The organism is Shinella sp. AETb1-6 (genome assembly GCF_009826875.1).
Taxonomy (GTDB): domain Bacteria; phylum Pseudomonadota; class Alphaproteobacteria; order Rhizobiales; family Rhizobiaceae; genus Shinella; species Shinella sumterensis.
The window spans coordinates 1-18,746 of record NZ_WUMM01000020.1; the positions used below are offsets into that span (position 1 = coordinate 1).

General features: G+C 60.9%; 18 protein-coding genes and 3 pseudogenes. 12 read left to right on the plus strand and 9 right to left on the minus strand.

Annotated elements, in window-relative coordinates; translation table 11 throughout:
* Positions 1-82 precede the first annotated feature (82 nt).
* Positions 83-430, minus strand: a complete 348-nt coding sequence (locus tag GR158_RS23400) for a YidB family protein (RefSeq protein WP_134651433.1) — start codon at positions 428-430, stop codon at positions 83-85.
* Between the two features lie 475 nt (positions 431-905).
* Here GR158_RS23400 and GR158_RS23405 point away from each other — a divergent pair, with 475 nt between their 5' ends.
* The gene (locus GR158_RS23405; protein WP_134651435.1) at positions 906-1,352 is read left to right on the plus strand and encodes a hypothetical protein; all 447 of its coding nucleotides are present in this window, start codon (positions 906-908) and stop codon (positions 1,350-1,352) included.
* A gap of 202 nt (positions 1,353-1,554) precedes the next feature.
* A complete protein-coding gene (locus GR158_RS23410) occupies positions 1,555-1,791 on the plus strand; it encodes a thermonuclease family protein (protein ID WP_371731785.1) in 237 nt (78 codons plus the stop codon).
* Between the two features lie 59 nt (positions 1,792-1,850).
* Here GR158_RS23410 and GR158_RS23415 read toward each other — a convergent pair whose 3' ends face one another.
* The gene (locus GR158_RS23415) at positions 1,851-2,345 is read right to left on the minus strand and encodes a GNAT family N-acetyltransferase (protein ID WP_160872846.1); all 495 of its coding nucleotides are present in this window, start codon (positions 2,343-2,345) and stop codon (positions 1,851-1,853) included.
* 428 nt (positions 2,346-2,773) lie between these two features.
* Between GR158_RS23415 and GR158_RS23420 the strand changes: the two genes are divergently transcribed.
* From GR158_RS23420 to GR158_RS25675, 3 genes and pseudogenes are all read left to right on the plus strand, one after another.
* Positions 2,774-3,445 (plus strand): pyridoxal 5'-phosphate synthase, encoded by a 672-nt coding sequence (locus GR158_RS23420; protein ID WP_371731780.1) that lies wholly within the window; start codon positions 2,774-2,776, stop codon positions 3,443-3,445.
* A 398-nt stretch (positions 3,446-3,843) separates the two neighbouring features.
* Positions 3,844-3,933, plus strand: a pseudogene (locus tag GR158_RS25580) (integrase); the annotation flags it as partial.
* A pseudogene (locus GR158_RS25675) lies at positions 3,929-4,183 on the plus strand (hypothetical protein); the annotation flags it as partial. The pseudogenes GR158_RS25580 and GR158_RS25675, both read left to right, overlap by 5 nt.
* Positions 4,184-4,323: 140 nt before the next feature.
* On the opposite strand, the gene GR158_RS23430 reads toward GR158_RS25675, so the two are convergent.
* Positions 4,324-5,388, minus strand: a complete 1,065-nt coding sequence (locus tag GR158_RS23430; RefSeq protein WP_160872810.1) for an aldo/keto reductase — start codon at positions 5,386-5,388, stop codon at positions 4,324-4,326.
* An 84-nt stretch (positions 5,389-5,472) separates the two neighbouring features.
* Here GR158_RS23430 and GR158_RS23435 point away from each other — a divergent pair, with 84 nt between their 5' ends.
* Entirely contained in the window at positions 5,473-6,057 is a 585-nt protein-coding gene (locus GR158_RS23435; RefSeq protein WP_160872811.1) for a TetR/AcrR family transcriptional regulator, read from the plus strand.
* 318 nt (positions 6,058-6,375) lie between these two features.
* On the opposite strand, the gene GR158_RS23440 is transcribed toward GR158_RS23435, so the two are convergent.
* Positions 6,376-6,993, minus strand: coding sequence for an FMN-dependent NADH-azoreductase (locus tag GR158_RS23440; RefSeq protein ID WP_160872812.1), 618 nt, complete (start codon positions 6,991-6,993; stop codon positions 6,376-6,378).
* 117 nt (positions 6,994-7,110) lie between these two features.
* On the opposite strand from GR158_RS23440, the gene GR158_RS23445 reads away from it, so the two are divergent.
* On the plus strand, positions 7,111-8,010 hold the full coding sequence (locus GR158_RS23445; RefSeq protein ID WP_160872813.1) for a LysR family transcriptional regulator: 900 nt from the start codon (positions 7,111-7,113) through the stop codon (positions 8,008-8,010).
* A gap of 171 nt (positions 8,011-8,181) precedes the next feature.
* On the opposite strand, the gene GR158_RS23450 is transcribed toward GR158_RS23445, so the two are convergent.
* Genes GR158_RS23450 through GR158_RS23465 form a run of 4 tightly spaced genes read right to left on the minus strand, consistent with a single transcriptional unit; the run spans position 8,182 to position 13,418 of the window.
* Complete coding sequence (locus tag GR158_RS23450) at positions 8,182-8,352, minus strand: hypothetical protein (RefSeq protein ID WP_160872814.1); 171 nt, start codon at positions 8,350-8,352, stop codon at positions 8,182-8,184.
* A 29-nt stretch (positions 8,353-8,381) separates the two neighbouring features.
* Positions 8,382-11,540 (minus strand): efflux RND transporter permease subunit, encoded by a 3,159-nt coding sequence (locus GR158_RS23455; RefSeq protein WP_160872815.1) that lies wholly within the window; start codon positions 11,538-11,540, stop codon positions 8,382-8,384.
* Between the two features lie 25 nt (positions 11,541-11,565).
* Positions 11,566-12,720, minus strand: coding sequence for an efflux RND transporter periplasmic adaptor subunit (locus tag GR158_RS23460; RefSeq protein ID WP_160872816.1), 1,155 nt, complete (start codon positions 12,718-12,720; stop codon positions 11,566-11,568).
* Between the two features lie 59 nt (positions 12,721-12,779).
* Complete coding sequence (locus GR158_RS23465) at positions 12,780-13,418, minus strand: TetR/AcrR family transcriptional regulator (protein WP_371731781.1); 639 nt, start codon at positions 13,416-13,418, stop codon at positions 12,780-12,782.
* A 160-nt stretch (positions 13,419-13,578) separates the two neighbouring features.
* Between GR158_RS23465 and GR158_RS23470 the strand changes: the two are divergent.
* Positions 13,579-13,758: pseudogene (locus GR158_RS23470) on the plus strand (IS3 family transposase); the annotation flags it as partial.
* A gap of 92 nt (positions 13,759-13,850) precedes the next feature.
* Here GR158_RS23470 and GR158_RS23475 read toward each other — a convergent pair.
* Complete coding sequence (locus GR158_RS23475; RefSeq protein ID WP_160872848.1) at positions 13,851-14,411, minus strand: TetR/AcrR family transcriptional regulator; 561 nt, start codon at positions 14,409-14,411, stop codon at positions 13,851-13,853.
* Positions 14,412-14,520: 109 nt separating this feature from the next.
* On the opposite strand from GR158_RS23475, the gene GR158_RS23480 reads away from it, so the two are divergent.
* The 4 genes from GR158_RS23480 to GR158_RS23495 are packed head-to-tail and all read left to right on the plus strand — an operon-like array spanning position 14,521 to position 18,356.
* Positions 14,521-15,309: an SDR family oxidoreductase gene (locus GR158_RS23480; protein ID WP_160872817.1), complete on the plus strand. Its 789-nt coding sequence runs from the start codon at positions 14,521-14,523 to the stop codon at positions 15,307-15,309.
* Positions 15,310-15,363: 54 nt separating this feature from the next.
* Positions 15,364-16,458 carry an alkene reductase gene (locus GR158_RS23485; protein ID WP_160872818.1) on the plus strand — a complete coding sequence of 365 codons (1,095 nt, stop codon included), beginning with the start codon at positions 15,364-15,366 and terminating at the stop codon, positions 16,456-16,458.
* A gap of 16 nt (positions 16,459-16,474) precedes the next feature.
* The gene (locus GR158_RS23490; protein ID WP_160872819.1) at positions 16,475-17,476 is read left to right on the plus strand and encodes an NADP-dependent oxidoreductase; all 1,002 of its coding nucleotides are present in this window, start codon (positions 16,475-16,477) and stop codon (positions 17,474-17,476) included.
* 28 nt (positions 17,477-17,504) lie between these two features.
* The gene (locus GR158_RS23495) at positions 17,505-18,356 is read left to right on the plus strand and encodes an alpha/beta fold hydrolase (RefSeq protein ID WP_160872820.1); all 852 of its coding nucleotides are present in this window, start codon (positions 17,505-17,507) and stop codon (positions 18,354-18,356) included.
* Positions 18,357-18,746 lie beyond the last annotated feature (390 nt).

Here is an 18,746-nt window from a genome sequence, read left to right on the forward strand (position 1 = left end):
GAATGCTGTCGCCCGTAGAGTTCGAGAGGCAGCAGAAAATCTAACCCGAGGGGGTCTACGAAAATCGGGGCTATTCAATTGGCTATGACGGCAACACGCCGTTCGGACTTGCCTTGTCGACCATCTTCGGCAAATGTTCGGCAAGAAGTTGAGGGAGTTGGTCGACGTCGACACCGAACGACTGGGCGAGATTCCGCAAAGTATCGGACGAAAGTGCGGTTTTGATTTGACCTTCGGAAATCGGCAGGTTGGAGCCCGTCCCGATCCAGGACGTGACCTGTTCGCCCAGTCCTGCCTGGTTCAATTGCGCAACAATACCATTCAGGCCACCGGCGTTTTGCAAGACCTGCCCCGCCACCGCCATGAGGTCGACCGGCTTTCCGTTTAGGGCGTCACTGACAATGTTCTGCAGTCCATCAAGCAGTCCCATGGATATCTCCGATTCAGACCCGATCTGGCATTGCGAATAAGAGGATACTAAATTGTGCTCAAACGAAGGCAACGTGCCGGAGCTTTGAAAACGGCTCACGTAATCACTAGGCCGGGGGGCTTGGATGTGCCGCGCGTCGTCAGCTTGCGGTAGTCGCGGCTGGAGACGCTCACTGCTTCCAACAGTTCATTCTGTAGGCGTCGGCGAAACAGAACTGGCACTGAGGTTATGTCTACGCAGACCCGGGGACCGTTGGATTTTCGAGGATTTGGATCGACTTTCTTCTAGTTTGCTCTCGCGAAGTCCGTGAGCTGCAAGGGAAAGAAGCGCGCTGTTAGCTCTCTATTGTAGAATTTCAAGCAGCCCCATCCGAAACTTCTTTCGCTTTTCCTGTTTTAGAGTGCGTTGACAAGTAACCCGGTCAGTTAGATATTCACCGCGGAAGGGGCAACCTCCAAACAGGAGATTCAACAAGATGATCCGGACAGTAATTTTCTCATCCTTCGCGCTGCTTGCTACGGTGGCGCTCACTTCCCCCGCATCCGCGCTCACCATGAAGGAGTGCAGCACCAAATATCAGGCGGCAAAGGCCGATGGCTCTGCCAAGGGCATGAAATGGAATGACTTTCGTGCCAAGAATTGCGGGACCGACGCTGCTGCGGAAGATGCAGCAGACGAAAAAGACATAGCGGCCACGCCCGATAAAGAGCCGGCGAAGTCCACGAAGAAAGCCCCCAAAAGCGTTGTTTTCCCGAAGGCCGTTGACAAGAAGTATTCCAGCGAGACGCCCGGGAAGCAGCGGCTCCATACCTGCGTCGACAGCTATCGGGCAAACAAGGATAATGGCACCCTTGGCGATCTGAAATGGATCCAGAAGGGTGGTGGTTACTGGAGCCTGTGCAACACAGCCCTGAAGAGCTAACCCTCCGCGGCTAGCGAAGTCTCGAAGGTCGCTTGAACTTATCGGGCGGCCTTCTTGATTCAACAGCCCATGCGTTTGTTTCAGCGTAAGCATGAATGGATTGTACTGTCTCTTGTCCTTAGCTATGGAGAGGACAAGAAGCTTGAATAGCTCCTGGATTTGTAGACGTCTTCTTTCCTACTTTTGAGGTAGGATTTTCAATATCGACGCCCCCGAGCTGGAAGGTCAGTGCCGATATGAAATTGACCTCGCCTTTCGGTCAAAGCGTCGGCTGGCCGACATTCTCGACGGCCAGCGGGTGCAAATTCATCGACAGGGCACGGACCGTTACGGTCGCACATTGGCTGCCCTTTCGGTCAACGGGCGCGATGTCGGCGACCAGCTCGTGAGCGAAGGTCTTGCGCGGACGTGGAGCGGCCGTCGCGAACCTTGGTGCTGAATCGACAACGATGTGCCTGTGCAATTGGCCGCGCGCCATAAGGGCCGCCTTCGTTTTCGCTACGCCTCGAACGCGGAGTGATAACTGACGTCGCCGGCAGCCGGCGGGCCATTAAGGATCAGGCGCTGAAAGTAGGGCGAAGGATCGCCGCCATAGGTCAGAGCCGGATCGCTCACAAAACCGAACCGCTGATAATACCGGGGATCGCCCAGGACCACACAGCCCGCGGCCTGCAACGATCGAAGCCGTTCGAGCCCGGCTCGAATGAGCAACTGACCAATCCCCTGGCCCTGGTGCTCCAGACTGATGGAGACCGGCCCAAGGCCATACCAATCCTCTTGGACGTCGGCGATACTTATGGGCGAGAACGCCACATGACCGATGATCTCATCCTGATCGACGGCAACGAGAGATAGGGTCAGCGCTCCGGCCGCCCTCAGGCCCTCGATGATGCGAGCCTCGGTCCCGCTGCTGTGGGGCGCGGTCTTGAATGCCGCGGTGGTGACAGCGCTGATTGCGGCGATGTCGGCTGGTTGCTCGGATCTGATTTCCAATGTCATGAACCTTTATAGAAGCCCAAGTATACAACATGCGCCGCACCGCGGATCAGGCGACACGGGCAGGCTGCGATCGCGTGTCTCAAGCGAGATAGTTAGAGGGTTCCCACAAGCATGGGCGGAGGCTAAGCCACTCGAACCTCAATTGCAATTTACTCCTCTTCTGCGCCGGAACATCGGGATGACCTACTTTTGGAATTGAATAGCGAAATGCGGACCCAGGGATTTGTTCAATTCAAACAAACCACGCAGATCGAGGCTGTCACTCCCGCCCCTCATGCATAATATATAGGCTTGCCGTTGGCCGTTTCGTTGTCAGCTATCCAATTTACGCGCTCCGGTTCCGGCTACGGTCTGTCCGATTGCCGTCCGAGCGACATCCCGTCCTTCATCCAGTCCGCATCCCCCGAAGAAAGGTGCCTATCGTGACATCCGAAACCACAAGCCTGAAAGACAAGTTGCGTCGAATTCCATCCTTGAAGGCGCCACTTCCGGACATGGACCTGGAGGCATTCCCCAGAACTCCACAAGAGGCCTTTGCAATCTGGCTGGATGAGGCACTGGCGGCCGGCATACGCGAACCACATGCGATGACGCTTTCGACCCGCGACGAAAATGGCTGGCCGGATGCCCGCGTGCTGATCCTGAAAAATGTCGATGGGCGCGGCTGGCATTTTGCGATCAAGGCAGAAAGCCCAAAGGCACAGCAGATAGCAGCGGAGCCGCATGTTGCGTTGACGTTCTATTGGCCGGTGCTCGGCCGGCAAATCCGGCTGCGCGGACTGGCAAGTCTTCTTCCAACCGACGAATGCGCTGCCGACTACCTTGAGCGCCCGCAAGGCTCTCGGGCCAGTGCCCTTGCCTCGCGACAGAGCGCGGTGCTTTCGGACGCAACGGAACTGGAGAGAAAACTGGCGGAAGCGGAGGCGTTCCTTTCGGCCAATCCAGATCACGTCGCCCCGGGCTGGCAGGTCTATGCCGTCGCACCTACCGTTGTCGAGTTCTGGCAAGGGGCGAGCGACCGCAACCATAAGCGCCTGCGCTTCACGCTATCCGCCGATCACAAAGAATGGGATCGGGTTCGGCTCTGGCCTTGATCGTGGGTCATGTGGCTTGATGGCTTGGCTAATGCAACATTCTTTGCGTCGGTTACTTTGTTTCTTACCGTCGCCATTCTCCCTGCCACTTTGGCTCAAAAACCGGAAACGCCGTTTTCAAGGTCTCCCGATCCTTGACAACCGAAGCAGTTTTCACCAGACGCCTGGAACCAGTCTCCATCGCACCCAACGGGAATACGCGTCATATCCGGGCAGTTCGACTTGCAGCAGCCGATCTTCCCATGACGTGCGCAAGACAAGCACTGCCCTGCTCGTGCAGCCGGGATGAGCGCCCAGAACGAACCCAGCGCAAGCGCCATGCCGAAGAATGTCAATCGGCGCGGAATGTTGACCCCTTGGGGATGCGGACTAAAACTTGGACCACCAGGAGGTAGTTCATGTATTCCCATGCTGACAGAATTCGCGCGGTCGAGCTGTATATCAAGCTCGGCAAGCGGGTTAAGGCGACGATCCGCCAGTTGGGTTACCACCACGCCGCTCGGGGCCATAGCCCGCATCGAACATGCGCTTGACGGTTTCGAGGGCGAGCGGGAGCGCTATCGTCAGCGTCTCGCCGATGGCCGCCGCAGGCTGGCTTCATATCAGGCCCGCGACGGCGAGGCCGCATTCGCCTTCGCCGGCGAGTTGGCGGAAAAGCGCAAGCTGCTTGCCGTAGTCGACGAGGCGCTTGCCGCCGATATCGAGCGTCCAGACGATGCGCTCCAGATAGCGTCCTGATCCGGCCCTCGCGCCAGCCATCACCAGAAAAAACTTTGGCTGGGTAGGTGCTCGGGTTATTCCGCCTTCATTGTTACCGGAAGCAAAGGGGTGGAAGGGAGACAGTCCGGTCCTGGCTAAGGCGCGCTTGAGAGCTGACATCAGTTGGCGGGCGACGCCCGGACCGGGAGACGGCTGATGCTGTGCCCTGTGGCTGTTTCGGCTGCGCGACGCAGCATGGCCGGGTCTGACACTCCCTGATGGTCGAGCCGCGGCGTATAGGGCGCCTCCAGCCTTTCTGCCTCGTCGTCGGTGAGACTGATCGAGAGGGAGGCCACGGCGTCGTCGATATGGTCTGGTTTCAGCGCACCCACGATCGGCGCTGCCACCACGGGATTGCGACGCAACCAGGCCAGCGCGATCATCGACCGGCCGACGCCTCGCTCTTCGGCAATGGCCCCCACCTCATCGACAATCCGCTTGTCGCTGTCGGCCGTGGCTGCTCCCAGCTTGTAGGCCGTTTCGCTTTCCGCTCTTGCCGTGACCGCGCCCCACGGCCGGGCCAGCCGGCCACGGTTGAGAGGGCTATAGAGAATGGTCTGCACCCCTTCGTCGATGCAGAGCGCATGCATCTCGCGCTCTTCCTCGCGGTCAAGCAGATTGTAGGTATCCTGCATCGACACGAAGCGGGCCCAGCCGTTGGATTGCTGCAGGTGTAGCGCCTTGCCGAATTCCCAGGCCTTCATGGACGATGCACCGAGATAGCGGACCTTGCCGGCCTTGACGACATCGTTCAGGGCCTCGAGCGTTTCTTCCCAGGGCGTGGTCCTGTCGCGACGATGGATCTGGTAGAGGTCGATATAGTCGGTGCCAAGGCGCCTGAGGCTCATATCGACTTCGGTCATGATCGCCTTGCGCGACAGCCCTATACTGTTAGGTCCGTCGCGCATCGGGGCGCTGAGTTTGGTGGCGATCACAACGTTTTCGCGGTGCGCAAAGTCCTTGAGGGCCCGCCCGAGGATTTCCTCGCTGGACCCGTTTGAATAGAGATTGGCCGTGTCGAAGAAATTGATGCCCGCCTCCAGTGCGTGGCGAATGAGGCGCCGGCTTGCTTCCTCGTCAAGCGACCAGGAAGGGTAGCCTCGCGACGGGTCCCCGAACCCCATGCAGCCAATAGCGATAGGCGAAATATCGAGGCCGGTGCGGCCGAGCTTGGCATATTGCATGTCTGTCTCCGCATCCGCTATATTCGGACAAGTGTCCGCTTGCTGTTGTGTAACGGACAATTGTCCGTTTAGTCAAGGGGCGATATGGCTGCAGGAGAAGATGGATTGCGGGCGGACGCGCGCGCCAACCGTGATCGCATACTTGAGGTGGCGCGGGAGGCTCTGACCGCGGATCCCGAGACGCCGCTCAGCGCCATCGGCAAGGCAGCCGGCGTTGGACAAGGCACGCTCTATCGCCACTTCCCGACGCGGGAAGCTCTGGCCCTGGCTATCTATCGCAGGGAGATCAGCGCCCTGGCGGCTCTCCCATCCACGCTTCTGCAGGAGCATCCTCCCCTTGAGGCGTTTCGTCTGTGGTGCGCCCAGCTGGCCGTTTCCAGTGCGATGAAGCGCGGAGTGGCAAAACTTCTGCAAGGAGCTACGTCCGAGGACGATGAACGTGAGACCTATCGGCAGATCGTGTTGGCGGTGCGCTCACTCCTAGCTGCAAGTGAGGCTGCGGGTGCAATCGATCGCGGTGCAAATGCCGACGATGTCCTGATGCTTCTCGGCGTGCTTTGGCAAATCCCATCCCACCCCGGCAGGGATGCTCAGGCAGCGAGGATAATAGCTCTCATCTTCAGGGGGTTGGGCGCCAAGGACGAGCTGGATGGCCTTGCTGGACCATGAAGCTCGTTCCGTGTTGGAGCGCTTGTCGGGAGTGACCGGTTCGTCGGGTCTGCATGTACCGCGAGTGCAGAGTTGCGGTGCAAGCCCGTGCCTGATCTCACGCCTTCGATTTCAGGCGGCTGACGTCAGAAATGGGGGGGGAAGCGGACGGTCAGCTATTGCAAGGCAAGGCTACCAGATCGGACGAGCGTGAGCACGTTCGGCATGAACAGTGATCCGAAGGCAAGATGCGATGAAGGCCAGCGGCGATCTTGCGGCACAACTGAACTCGGTGGAAGCAAGCGGGCTCCATCGGGGGGCCCGCATACTCCCGATCAATCAGGCTACCGCAGCGCGCTTGAGTTTTCGAACAACGGCGTCGATGAACGTGCCCATCGTTACTTCACCCATATCCACGGCCTTGGCACCTTCGCCATGGATAGTCCTTACGTCGGTGATGCCGAGGACGTTGAGAATGGCCTTGAGGTATCGCGGGGCAAAATTGAGGTGGTCGATGGGCGAGGCCTCGCCATAGATGCCGCCGGACGCCAGCACCACGGTGGCTTTCTTGCCGATCAGCAGTCCCTTGCCGTCGAAGCCAAGCGTTACGCCCTTGCGCACGACGTGATCGATCCAGGCTTTGAGGCTGGCCGGGATATTGTAATTGTAGACCGGCGTGGCGATGACAAGCTCGTCGGCTGCCAGCAATTCGGCAACCAGCGCGTCCGAAAGACGCAGTTGCTCGGCCATGTCCGCGGTATGGGCATGCGGTGGCGTGAAATAGGCCGACAACCACGGCATGGTCACGTGCGGCAGCGCATCCACGGCCAGGTCGCGCCGCACGACCGCGCCATGCGGGTTCACCTCAAGCCAATTGGCGACAAGGCGTTTGGTCAGTTGACGGGAAATCGAAGCCTCGCCGCGCGCGCTGGTTTCGACAACGAGAAGGTTGGGCATGGCGTCCTCAAGGTTTTGGGCTGAACAGCCGTGACTGATACGGACGATATAGGGCTTTCCATCCAGCGGCGGGAGCGATAATAAAGTGATCATCTCTATCGGCAAATATGATGGATTATGATCGGCAGTCTCAGCCTCGATCAGTTGCGCATCCTGGTGACCATTGCTGATGCCGGCAGCTTTTCGGCGGCCGGGCGGCAATTGCGCCGTGCGCAATCGGCAATCAGCCAGTCGGTGGCGACGTTGGAAGCCGCCCAGGGCGTCCAGCTCTTCGACCGCAGCACCCATCGCCCCCGCCTGACTGAAACGGGCCGGGTTCTGGTCGATCAGGCCCGGCTGGTGCTTTCGAGCGCGGCTCGCTTCGAGGCCGTCGCGACCGGCGCGCGAGGCGGGGTCGAGCCCGAGCTTGCCCTGGCCATAGATCCGCTGGTGCCCACCGCCCCGCTCATCGAAAGCCTGCGCGCGTTGCACCTGGCCTATCCGCATCTTCCCGTCAGCTTCTCGACCGAGGGCCTGGGCGGGGCGCTGCGTCGTTTGCGCAGCGGCGACGTCGTACTGGCCTTCTGCCTGCTGCTGCCGGTGGTGCCCGAGGACGTCGTGGCTTCGCCGCTCCTGCGCGTGGTGCTGACGCCCGTGGTCAGCGCCGAACACCCATTGGCAGCGCTTGGCCGTCCGGCAACCCGCGACGACCTGGAGCGCCATATCCAGCTCGTCCTGTCCGATCCGGTCGATCGGGAAGCGAACAATTACGGCCTGGCCAGCGCCACGCGGTGGCGCTTTGTCGACCTCGGCCGCAGGTTGGATTTCCTGCTGGCCGGCTTCGGCTGGTGCCGGATGCCGGAGCATTTGATTGCCGATCATCTCGCAGCCAGCGATCTGGTTCGGCTCGAGCTGGCCGAAGATGCCCGTGACCCGGCAGACGCCCTGACCATCTACGCCGCCCGCATGGCGGGCCATGAACCTGGCCCGGCCGGCCGATGGCTCCTTAACGACCTGCAGGTCCGGCTGTCGCTCTGATCCGATCAAACACTTGTCGTCGGTATTGCCTAATCCCTGAGAGATACCGGAAGAGCCGCGATGAACGCGGTCAAAATCGGCTCTTCGGTGTTAGTCGCACTATCGCCAACGTCCGAAATGAGATCGATGAACGAACCGGCGCCTTTGGCGTGGTTAACCTGCGAATGACCATTAGGGGATCGGCACCAGACTGGCGATTCCCGGTGCCAGGATATCCGTGTTTTGATTGCCTACTGCCGCATGAACGGACAGATCGACGGCCGAGCCGAGATAATCGGCCAAAAATTGGCCGAACGCTTCCGCCAGCCGCTCGCTTTCATCGTTCTGCAGGGTGGCAGGCAAATGCCCTTCCCAAAGCGTTGCAAGATTGGTTATTCGGCGGCCATCGGCATGGCGTGGTGCTCGTCGAAAAGCTCACCCTGGCTGGCGGACTTCTCGTCTTCCTTTTTCGCCTTCGGCTCGCGGCCGAAGAACAGCGCGTAAGCTGCCGGCAGGACAAGGATGGTCAGCACGGTCGCAACCAGAATGCCACCCATCATCGCATAGGCCATCGGCCCCCAGAACAGACCGCGCGAGATCGGGATCAGCGCCAGCACGGCGGTCAGCGCTGTCAGCGTGATCGGCCGGAAACGGCGGACCGCCGCACCGACGATCGCTTCCATCCGCGGATGGCCGGCGGCGATATCCTGGTCGATCTGGTCGACGAGGATGATCGAGTTGCGCATGATGATACCGAGCAGGGCGATGACGCCGAGAATGGCGACGAAGCCGAAGGGGGCACCGGTGATCAAGAGCGCCATGGCAGCGCCGATGATACCGAGTGGGCCAGTCGCCAGAACCAGCATCGCCTTGCCGAAATGCTGCAGCTGGATCATCAGGAGCACGAGGATGACGAGCAGCATGATCGGCGCCTTGGCGGCGATCGACTGCTGGCTTTCCGCCGCATCCTCGGCACCCCCCTGAATCTCGACCTTGTACCCTGCCGGCAGCTTGGCGCGCAGATCGGCCATGCTGTTATAGAGGTTCATCGTCACCTGGGTCGGCTCAACGCCATCGGGCAGCGTTGCCTTGACGGTGATGGTCGGCAGGCGGTCGCGGCGCCATTCGATACCCTGTTCGAGCAGCGGTACGACCTTAGCGATCTGCGAGGCCGGCACGAAACCGCCATTGTCGGTCGGGATATAGACCGAGTTGACGGCCGAGAGGAGGCTGCGGGTCGCATCCGGCTCGCGCACTACGATCGAGACGGTTTCCTCGCCATCACGGAAATCGCTGATCGGGGCGCCGTTGGTCGCAGTCTGCAGCATCTGCCGCACGCGCTGCGAGGAGGCGCCGAGGGCACGCGCACGATCCTGGTCGATCACCAGTTTCATCGCCGGCACCTGCTCCATCCAGTCGTCATGAACGGCGCCGAAATTCGGCTGCTGTTCAAAACGCTGCTTCACTTGATCGGCAATGCTGCGCACTTTCGCACGGTCCGGGCCAATAACGCGCATCTGCACGGCCCAGCCGACGGGAGGTCCGAGGAAGAGGCGGTCGACCTTGCCACGCACGGTCGGGAAATCCTCGGCCAAAATCTTGCGCAGCTTGACGATCATCCGTTCGCGCTCTTCGAGCCCGTTCGACATGACGAGAAGCTGGGCATAGTTCGGGTTGCGCAGCTGCTGGTCAAGCGGCAGGAAGAAGCGCGGCGCGCCTTCACCGATGAACGTGGCGACGAACTTCTTGTCCGGATCGTCCATGATCTTGGCTTCGAGCGCCTTGGCCTGGCGTTCGACTTCCTTGATCGCGGTGCCTTCTGGCAGCCACATGTCGACAAGGATTTCCGGCCGCGACGATTGTGGGAAGAAGCTCTGCGGAATGAACTGGAAGGACCAGAGGCTACCGACAAAGGCCCCGAGCGTCAGGAGCAGCACGATCGCCTTGTGGCGCACGGCCCAGCCCACGGTGTGGCCGACGCCGCGATAAAAACGGGTGTCATAGGCATCATGATGCGTGCCGGCATGCGCCCGCTGCTTCAGGATCATATAGCCGAGCCAAGGGGTGAAATAGACGGCGACGAACCATGAGGTCACCAGCGCAATGCCGACCACGAAGAACAGCGAGCGGACATATTCACCCGCCGTGGAGGCGGCAAAACCGACCGGGATAAAGCCGGCCGTGGTGATCAGCGTGCCGGTCAGCATCGGAAAGGCGGTCGAGGAATAGGCGAAGCTCGCCGCATCCAGGCGGTTCAACCCCTCTTCCAGCTTGCGCTCCATCATCTCGACGACGATCATCGCATCATCGACTAGAAGGCCGAGCGCAATGATCAGTGCGCCGAGCGAGATGCGCTGCAGCTCGATGCCCATATAGAACATGATGGCCAACGTCGCAGCGAGAACGAGCGGAATGGCAATCGCGATGACGATGCCCGAACGCCAGCCGATCGAAATCAGCGAGACGATCAGCACGATGACCAGAGCTTCCATCAGCGCCTGGGTGAATTCGCCGACCGCTTCGGTGACGACTTCGGGCTGGTTGGAGATCTGCGTCACCTCGACCCCGACCGGCAGCGTGTCTTCAAAGCGTTTGTAGGTTTCCTCGACGCCCTTGCCGACATCGGTGACCTTGAAGCCCTTGGCCATCACCACGCCGAGTTCGACGGTATCATGGCCATTGACGCGGAATTTTCTCTGATAGGGCTCTTCGAGCCCGTCCTTGACGGTGGCGATATCGCCGAGACGGATCACCTGATCACCGGCCTTGAGCCTGAGTTCGCGGATTTCAGCCGGCGTCGTGACATCGCCTTCAACGGAGATGCGTACGGAGCGATCGGCGGTTTCGACACTGCCGGCCGGATCGACATCGTTCTGGCCCTGCAGGGCGTTCTGGATATCGACCACGGTCAGGCCGCGTTCGGCCAGTGCCTTGGAGGAGACGTCGATAAAAATCTTCTGCGGCTGGTCGCCGAGGATGACGGCCTTTTCGACGCCGGGCGTGGCGATCAGCATGTCGCGTGCCTGGATCGCGAACTTCTTCAGCTCCGGATAGGAATAACCGTCGCCGCTGATCGCGTGCAGAGTGATGTAGGTATCGCCGAATTCGTCGTTGAAATAGGGGCCGAGCAGGCCGGACGGCAGATCCTGCTTGATATCGCCGACCTTCTTGCGCACCTGGTAAAAGGCGTCTGCCACATCGGCGCCGTTGGTGTCACCCTTGATCTGGATCGTGGTGATCGCCACGCCAGCGCGGATATAGGATTTGACCCAGTCGAGATGCGGGGTTTCCTGCAGCTTGCGCTCGATCTTGTTGACGACCTGGTTCTGCATGTCGTCGATCGAGGCGCCCGGCCAGACCGACTGCACGACCATGACACGGAAGGTGAAATCCGGATCTTCCTTCTGGCCCATGTTCATGACGCCAAGGGCGCCCATGACGATGATCAGGCCGAACAGGAAACGGGCGATGCTGGGATGTGAGATCGCCCAGCGGGAAAGGTTGAATTTATGCTTCTCTTCCGTCGAAGAAGGCGCGTTGTGCGAAGTCATGAGCGTGGTTCTTCGATCCTAAGAGTCAGGGTGCGACCGAGGCCGTGGTGAGGCTGTTGACGCTGCCGAAGCGTGAGGTCACTGTTTCCGGCAGCCTCACCTTCATGTCTTCGCGCATGAACTGCGTGCCGGCCGAAACGACCAGAACGCCGGTCGAAAGACCCTTGGAGATGCGGGCGCCGTCATCGGAAAAATCGACGACTTCGACCGGCCGCGAGCTGACCGTGCCCTTCTGGCGGTCGACGACCCAGACGACCTTCTTGCCGTCCTTTTCGCCGAGCGCGGCAAGCGGCACGGAAAACGCGGGAACCGCATTGTCGGCCTTTGCCTCGATCGTCGCGGTCATGCCGAGCAGCACACGCTGATCCTCGGGCAGGCTGACGCGGACGGAGAAGGTGCGCGACTGGGGATCGGCACTCTGGGCGACTTCACGGACTTTTCCTGTCAGCACAGTCGTGTTGGCAGCCCAGAAGCTGGCGGAGACCTGTTTGCCCGGCTGGAAATGCGAAACATCCATTTCCGGCACGGCGATCTGCACTTCCTTTTCGCCATCGACGGCGACCGTGACGATCGGCGTGCCGGCCGACACGACCTGGCCGACATCGGCGCTGACCGTGGTGACGATGCCCTTCTGATCGGATTTCAGATCGGAATAGGCAACCTGGTTGCGGGCCTGCTCGAGTGCGGACTCGGCCGACTGGAGGGAGGACACGGCCTGATCGCGTGACAGCGACGCCTGCTCGAGGGTCGATTGCGACGTGACATTTTGGGCAGCGAGCGTCTGGGCGCGGCGATACGCGAGATCGGTGATTTCGACCTGTTTCCGGGCTGACGAGAGATCGGCTTCGGCGCGGGTGAGGGCAAGCTTGTAATCGACCGGGTCGAGGCGCGCGAGCACGGCGCCGGGGCTGACACGGTCGCCGACATTAACCAGCCGCTCGGTGATCTTGCCGGAAACACGGAAGCCGAGGTTCATCTCGGTGCGAGCCTTGACCGCACCGGAATAGACGAGCTTGCGGCCTTCATCCGGCGCGCCGATCTCGGCGACCTTGACGGGGCGCACCACGTCCGGTGCCTCCGCCTTTTTCTCTTCCGAGCAGGCGGCAAGAAACGAAAGGGCTCCTACAACTACGGCGATTTTCAGAACTGTCGTGGCAGTAACAAAACGAAACGAGGACATGGCCCCACTCCATGGAATGATGACGGGTGGCGCGGGAGACGCCGGTGCTTGGGTAGAAATTATTTCAGGCCCCGAAGGGCGAAATCGATCAGGTCTTCCGGCTTGCCGATACGGGTTTCGGCAAGGCATTTGGCAACAAGCTGCGGATGACAGAGGAGGATTGTTGCCGACATGAAATTCTCGGCGGCAAGTGCTGCATTCTGTTCGCGGAACTCTTCGGCGGCGATGCCCTCGGCGATCACACGTTCGATAACGATGCGGATCCGTTCAATATGTTCCTCGATGACGGGCCAGTTCTCTTCCATGGCGACGACGACCATTTCATGGACCTTCTTGTCGGCCAGCATGGTCTCGGCGGTGATCTTGAACTGGGCAAGGATGAAATCCCTCAGCCGCACGCAGGCGCTGTCTTTGCGCGCGGCAATTTCCACGGCAACCTGCTGGCTGGCGGCGAGCATCCGGCGGCAGAGTGCTTGGTGGATATCGGCCTTGGAGGAGAAAAAACGGTAGATATTTGCCGGCGACATGCCGAGATCGCGGGCAATGTCGGCGACATTCGTTTTCGTATAACCGTAATGCTTGAACAGCCGCTCGGCCGCATCAAGGATGCGGGTGATATTTTCCCGGCGGACTTCGTCGAAGCTGGTGGTCGTATCCATGGCAGTGACGGCTTTCGAGTGACGTGTGACGATTTTCATTTTTCGTTAGTCGTAAAACGAAAGCCAGCATCTGTCAACCATTTGCAGGCTTGATGGGCGATCAGTGGCTGGGAAATCGTAACCGCCGCAGCATTCGCCTCAGCGGCTGACACCCGGCGGTGGCGGTGGCGAGAGCTCTGTCATTGGTGTGTGTTACGCTTCGAAGAGCTTCTTCAATCTTCTAAAGCGAGAACGTATACGTCGCAGGGTCTATCGTTCACGCGATGAAGCACGCCAGGACGTGTTCGACTACATCGAAATGTTCTACAACCCGAAACGCAAGCACGTCAGAAACGGGATACTGTCGCCCGTCTCGTTTGAGAAGCAGCAGAGAATCTAACCCGAGGGTGTCTACGAAACTCGGGGCTATTCAAGTCCTAGCGCTGGACCTCCCAGGTCACTGCCCCTCTCCGGCAAGTGTGAGGCGCAATGTCATTCACCATTCCCGGGAATTGTTTTTTCGCCGATCCATGCCCGGGTCTCGGACAAGAGTTCGCCCGACAGCGCGGGGTCATCGATCGACCGCGAGAGGATGAGGGCGCCGACCATCGCGGACCAGCTACCAATTGCCGCCCGGCGCCGCTTGGCAGGGTCAGCACCTGGCATGACATCGGTGAGCGTGTTGATCTGCAAGGCGAGGACCTGTGCCATGGACGCGCGTGCTTCCGGGGCCTGCTGCCGCATGAACCCCGCAAGGGCAGCCATTGGGCAGCCCAGGTCCGGATGCTCACGATGCAGTTCGGAGAGGTAGGTGTCGATCCAGACGCCAAGGTCGTCGATCACTGATTGGCTGCCGACGGCGTGAGCGATGGCTTGGGCGACCAGATCGTCCTTTGACTGGAAATGTCCATAAAAGCCACCATGGGTCATGCCGGCCGCTTTCATCACTTCGGCGACACTGACCGCATCGAAACCCTTTTCCCGAAACAGCCGCGCTGCCGCGGTTAAAATGCGGTCTCGGTTTTGCGCCTTCTGCTCCTGACTCACTTTCATCTCGCCTGGTCTCCGCTCGCTATTGACATTTTGATGATGGCTATCATATTTAGGATCAATGATGACAATCATCATGAATATAGTTTCAATGCCACGAAAGGGCAATGCCATGACCGACAAGCCAACCGTCCTTATTACCGGCGCCTCCACTGGCATCGGCGCCGCCTACGCCGAGCGCTTCGCGCGCCGTGGTCATGATCTGGTGCTGGTCGCCCGTAACACGGCGCGGATGGAGACGCTGGCTGATCGCCTGCGGCGCGACACCGGCGTGACGATCGACATCGTGGCGGCCGATCTCGTCAATCCGGCAGAGCGCGCAGCGGTTGAGGCGCGACTGCGCGATGACGCGCGGATCGGCATTCTCATCAACAATGCCGGTGCGAGCCTGGCGGGCAACTTCCTCGAACAAGCCGCTGACGATATCGACAGGCTGGTGGCGCTCAACACGACGGCGCTCGTGCGCCTTGCCCGCGCCATCGCCCCCCGCCTTGCGCAAGCGGGTGAAGGCGCGATCGTGAATATCGGCTCCGTGGTCGGCCTCGCGCCGGAATTCGGCATGCCGGTCTACGGCGCGACCAAAGCCTTCGTGTTGCATCTCTCCCAGGCGTTGAGTCTCCAGCTCGCGTCTCACGGTGTCTATGTCCAGGCTGTGCTTCCGGCAGCGACACGCACCGAGATCTGGGGCCATGCGGGCGTCGATGTCGACACTCTTTCAGGCGTGATGGAGGTGGACGATCTGGTGGACGCGGCTTTGGTTGGCTTCGACCGCCGCGAGCCCGTCACCATCCCGCCACTTCATGATGGGGAACAATGGACGACTCTCGAGGCCACGCGTCAGGCTATGATCCCCGGTTTCGCGCAGTCCCGGCCCGCCGATCGCTATCTCGCGAGCGTGTGAGAAGCCGCAGAATTACGCAAACGCTTTCAACGCATTCGAACGGAAAATGAGAAAATGACTGATACCGATCTGTTTGGCCCTTACGACATTGACGGGCTCGTGCTTGCGAACCGCATCGTCATGGCGCCCTTGACCCGCAACCGCGCCGGTGCGGGCCTTGTGCCTAGCCCGTTTGCTGCGGAATACTATTCCCAGCGGGCGAGCGCCGGGCTGATCATCACCGAGGCGACGCAGGTCTCGCGGCAGGCCCAGGGCTATCAGGATACGCCCGGCCTCTATACGCCCGAACAGATCGCAGCTTGGCGCAAGGTGACCGACGCGGTCCATGCCAAGGGCGGCCGCATCTTCGTGCAGCTCTGGCATGTCGGCCGTGTCAGTCATGTCGATCTTCATGACGGAGAGGCGCCGGTCGCGCCATCGGCGATCCGTGCCGAGACCAAGACGTTCGTGAACAATGGTTTCGCCGATGTATCCGAGCCGCGCGCGCTCGAAGCGGAAGAGATCCCCGGCATCGTCGAGGATTTCCGCAAGGCTGCGGCCAATGCGATCGCGGCCGGTTTCGACGGGGTCGAGGTCCATGGCGCGAATGGCTATCTGCTCGACCAGTTCCTGCGCGAGACCGCGAATGTCCGCACGGACGCTTATGGTGGTTCGATCGAGAACCGAGCCCGGCTGCTGATTGAGGTCACGGCCGCCGTGGCGAAGGAAATTGGTGCCGAGCGCGCGGGCGTCCGCCTCTCGCCGGTCTCGCCCGCAGGTGGCTCCGTGCTGTCGGGCAATGAGCAAGCGCAATACGGCTACGTCGTCGAAAAGCTCGACGGTCTCGGCATCGCCTATATCCACGTCGTCGAGGGCGCGACCGGCGGACCGCGGGATGCGGCACCTTTCGATTACGATGCACTGCGTCAGCGCTTCCGCAACACCTATATCGCCAACAACGGCTATGAGCTTGATCTTGCCAAGTCGCGCCTCAGCGAGGGCAAGGCCGACCTGTTCGCCTTCGGCCACCACTTCATCGCCAATCCCGATCTGGTCGATCGATTCAAAAGCGGTGTGCCGCTCGCCCAGCTCAATCCGGCCACGCTCTACGGCGGCGGCGCGCAGGGCTACACCGATTATCCCGCCGCGATCGTTTCAGCCGACGCCTGAACTGGAGTAGAGCATCATGAAGGCCTTCATCCTCGACCGCTACGGCAAGAAACAACAGTTGCGACTGGGCGACATGCCCGACCCCGTGGCAGGTCCCGACGACGTGCTGGTCGAAATTGCCGCGGCAGCGCTCAACCCGATCGATTCCAAGATCCGGGACGGCGCATTCAAGCCGGTCCTGCCCTACAAGACGCCGCTCGTGCTTGGGCACGATCTCGCGGGCACCGTGATCAGCGTCGGCGCAAACGTGCGGCGCTTCAAAGTCGGCGACGCCGTCTATGCCCGCCCCCGTGACGGGCGGATCGGCGCCTTTGCCGAACGGATCGCCGTCGACGAGAGCGATCTGGCCCTCAAGCCGGGCAATATCTCGATGGCCGAGGCCGCATCGATCCCGCTGATCGGGCTGACTGTCTGGCAGGCACTGGTCGAACGCGCGCAGATCAAACCAGGACAGAAGGTCCTGATCCACGCCGGATCGGGCGGTGTCGGCACATTCGCCATCCAGCTCGCCAAACATCTCGGCGCGACGGTCGCGACGACGACGAGTGCCGCCAACATTCCGATGGTGAAGGAGCTGGGGGCCGATGTCGTCATCGACTATCGCAGCCAGAACTTCGAGGAAGAGCTGTCGGGCTACGACCTTGTCCTCCACACGCTCGATGCCACGACGCTGGAAAAATCGCTGAAGGTGCTGAAGCCCGGCGGCAAGCTCATCTCGATCTCCGGCGCTCCCGATCCCGCTTTCGCGCGCGCCCAGGGCTTGAACGTGGTGCTTCGGCTCGTGCTGCGCCTGCTCAGCGCCGGCATCCGGCGCAAGGCAAAGCGCGCGGGCGTCGACTATTCCTTTCTCTTCATGCACGCCGACGGCGAGCAGCTAGGCCGGATCACGAAGCTGATCGAAGATGGCGTCATCCGTCCGGTGGTCGATCGCACATTCCCGTTCGAGAAGTTGAACGATGCGTTGGCCTATGTCGATACCGGTCGCGCCAAAGGGAAGGTCGTCGTCACACTGAAGTGACGCCATACCCAAGAACAAGGATTCCATCATGACCACCCACACGCGCAACGCAGACTGGAAGACGGCGCCCACCCACCACGTTGAGGCTGCCGGCACGCACTTCGCCTATCGTCGTCTCGGGCCTGACGGCGGCGTGCCGGTGGTGCTTCTCAACCATTGGGGCGCGAACCTCGACAATTTCGATCCTCCGATCGTCGAGGGCCTGGCTGTCGATCGAACGGTCTATGCCCTCGATTATCGCGGCATCGGCGCGTCCGGCGGCACAGCCCCTCTGACCATCGCCGAAATGGCGAGCGACACCATCGCCACGATCCGCGCGCTCGGACTGACGTCGATCGATCTGATCGGCTTCTCGCTCGGTGGCTTCGTCGCCCAGCAGATCTTGTTCGACGCACCCGATCTTGTCCGCCGCGTCATCCTCGCCGGCACGGGTCCGGCGGGTGGAACCGGAATCGAACGGGTCGGCTTGGTGTCGTGGCCGCTCATCATCAAAGGCCTGCTGACCTTCCGCGACCCCAAATTCTATCTCTTCTTCACGTCGAGCGTGGCGGGCAAGCGGGCGGCCAAGACCTTCCTCGCCCGATTGAAAGCGCGCGCGGAGGATCGCGACAAGGCGGTCTCGCTGAAAGTTTTTCTGCGACAGTTGAAGGCTATCAAGGCCTGGGGCCAGCAGGCGCCGCAGCCGCTGGAGACCATCGCCAAGCCCGTCCTTGTAGCGAACGGCGATCATGACATCATGGTGCCGAGCGAGAACTCGTCCGACCTGGCGCGCCACATCCCCGGAGCCGAGCTCGTCCTTTACCCCGACGCAGGCCATGGCGGCATCTTCCAGTATCACGACGCCTTTATCACGAAAGCCAAGGCTTTCCTGGCCGTTTGATTGCCACCGCCGCAGCGGCAAGGATATTTGCGATGGACTACGTGACATTCGGCCGCACGGGCCTTCAACTTTCGAGACTGGCGTTGGGGACCGGCAATTTTGGCACTGGTTATCCGCAGCGCAGACTGGAGGGCGACGCCCAACCCCACGTCGAGGCTACCGGTGCGCGGTTCTCCGACTTTCTGGCCTAGCGCCTGGCGCGCGGCAATGGTGGAAGTGTTGAAGCGTTCGTATCGCATCGAGTGCATGGCGAGCCTGAAGCCGACTCGGTCCCCGTTTAACAGACGCTGGGAATCGGTGCCAATAACGGCATACGAAGGGCGTGCCGCCACAGAACTCGGGCGATTGCCATCCGAAAGAATCTGAGCCGAGCCGGACTGTCGGGCGTGG

What these genes read in the sequence shown, in the direction of transcription:
- GR158_RS23400 (WP_134651433.1), bottom strand. Translation starts at nt 430, where the DNA reads ATGGGACTGCTTGATGGACTGCAGAACATTGTCAGTGACGCCCTAAAC.
- GR158_RS23405 (WP_134651435.1), top strand. Translation starts at nt 906, where the DNA reads ATGATCCGGACAGTAATTTTCTCATCCTTCGCGCTGCTTGCTACGGTG.
- GR158_RS23430 (WP_160872810.1), bottom strand. Translation starts at nt 5,388, where the DNA reads ATGCAATATGCCAAGCTCGGCCGCACCGGCCTCGATATTTCGCCTATC.
- GR158_RS23435 (WP_160872811.1), top strand. Translation starts at nt 5,473, where the DNA reads ATGGCTGCAGGAGAAGATGGATTGCGGGCGGACGCGCGCGCCAACCGT.
- GR158_RS23440 (WP_160872812.1), bottom strand. Translation starts at nt 6,993, where the DNA reads ATGCCCAACCTTCTCGTTGTCGAAACCAGCGCGCGCGGCGAGGCTTCG.
- GR158_RS23445 (WP_160872813.1), top strand. Translation starts at nt 7,111, where the DNA reads ATGATCGGCAGTCTCAGCCTCGATCAGTTGCGCATCCTGGTGACCATT.
- GR158_RS23455 (WP_160872815.1), bottom strand. Translation starts at nt 11,540, where the DNA reads ATGACTTCGCACAACGCGCCTTCTTCGACGGAAGAGAAGCATAAATTC.
- GR158_RS23460 (WP_160872816.1), bottom strand. Translation starts at nt 12,720, where the DNA reads ATGTCCTCGTTTCGTTTTGTTACTGCCACGACAGTTCTGAAAATCGCC.
- GR158_RS23465 (WP_371731781.1), bottom strand. Translation starts at nt 13,418, where the DNA reads ATGAAAATCGTCACACGTCACTCGAAAGCCGTCACTGCCATGGATACG.
- GR158_RS23475 (WP_160872848.1), bottom strand. Translation starts at nt 14,411, where the DNA reads ATGAAAGTGAGTCAGGAGCAGAAGGCGCAAAACCGAGACCGCATTTTA.
- GR158_RS23480 (WP_160872817.1), top strand. Translation starts at nt 14,521, where the DNA reads ATGACCGACAAGCCAACCGTCCTTATTACCGGCGCCTCCACTGGCATC.
- GR158_RS23485 (WP_160872818.1), top strand. Translation starts at nt 15,364, where the DNA reads ATGACTGATACCGATCTGTTTGGCCCTTACGACATTGACGGGCTCGTG.
- GR158_RS23490 (WP_160872819.1), top strand. Translation starts at nt 16,475, where the DNA reads ATGAAGGCCTTCATCCTCGACCGCTACGGCAAGAAACAACAGTTGCGA.
- GR158_RS23495 (WP_160872820.1), top strand. Translation starts at nt 17,505, where the DNA reads ATGACCACCCACACGCGCAACGCAGACTGGAAGACGGCGCCCACCCAC.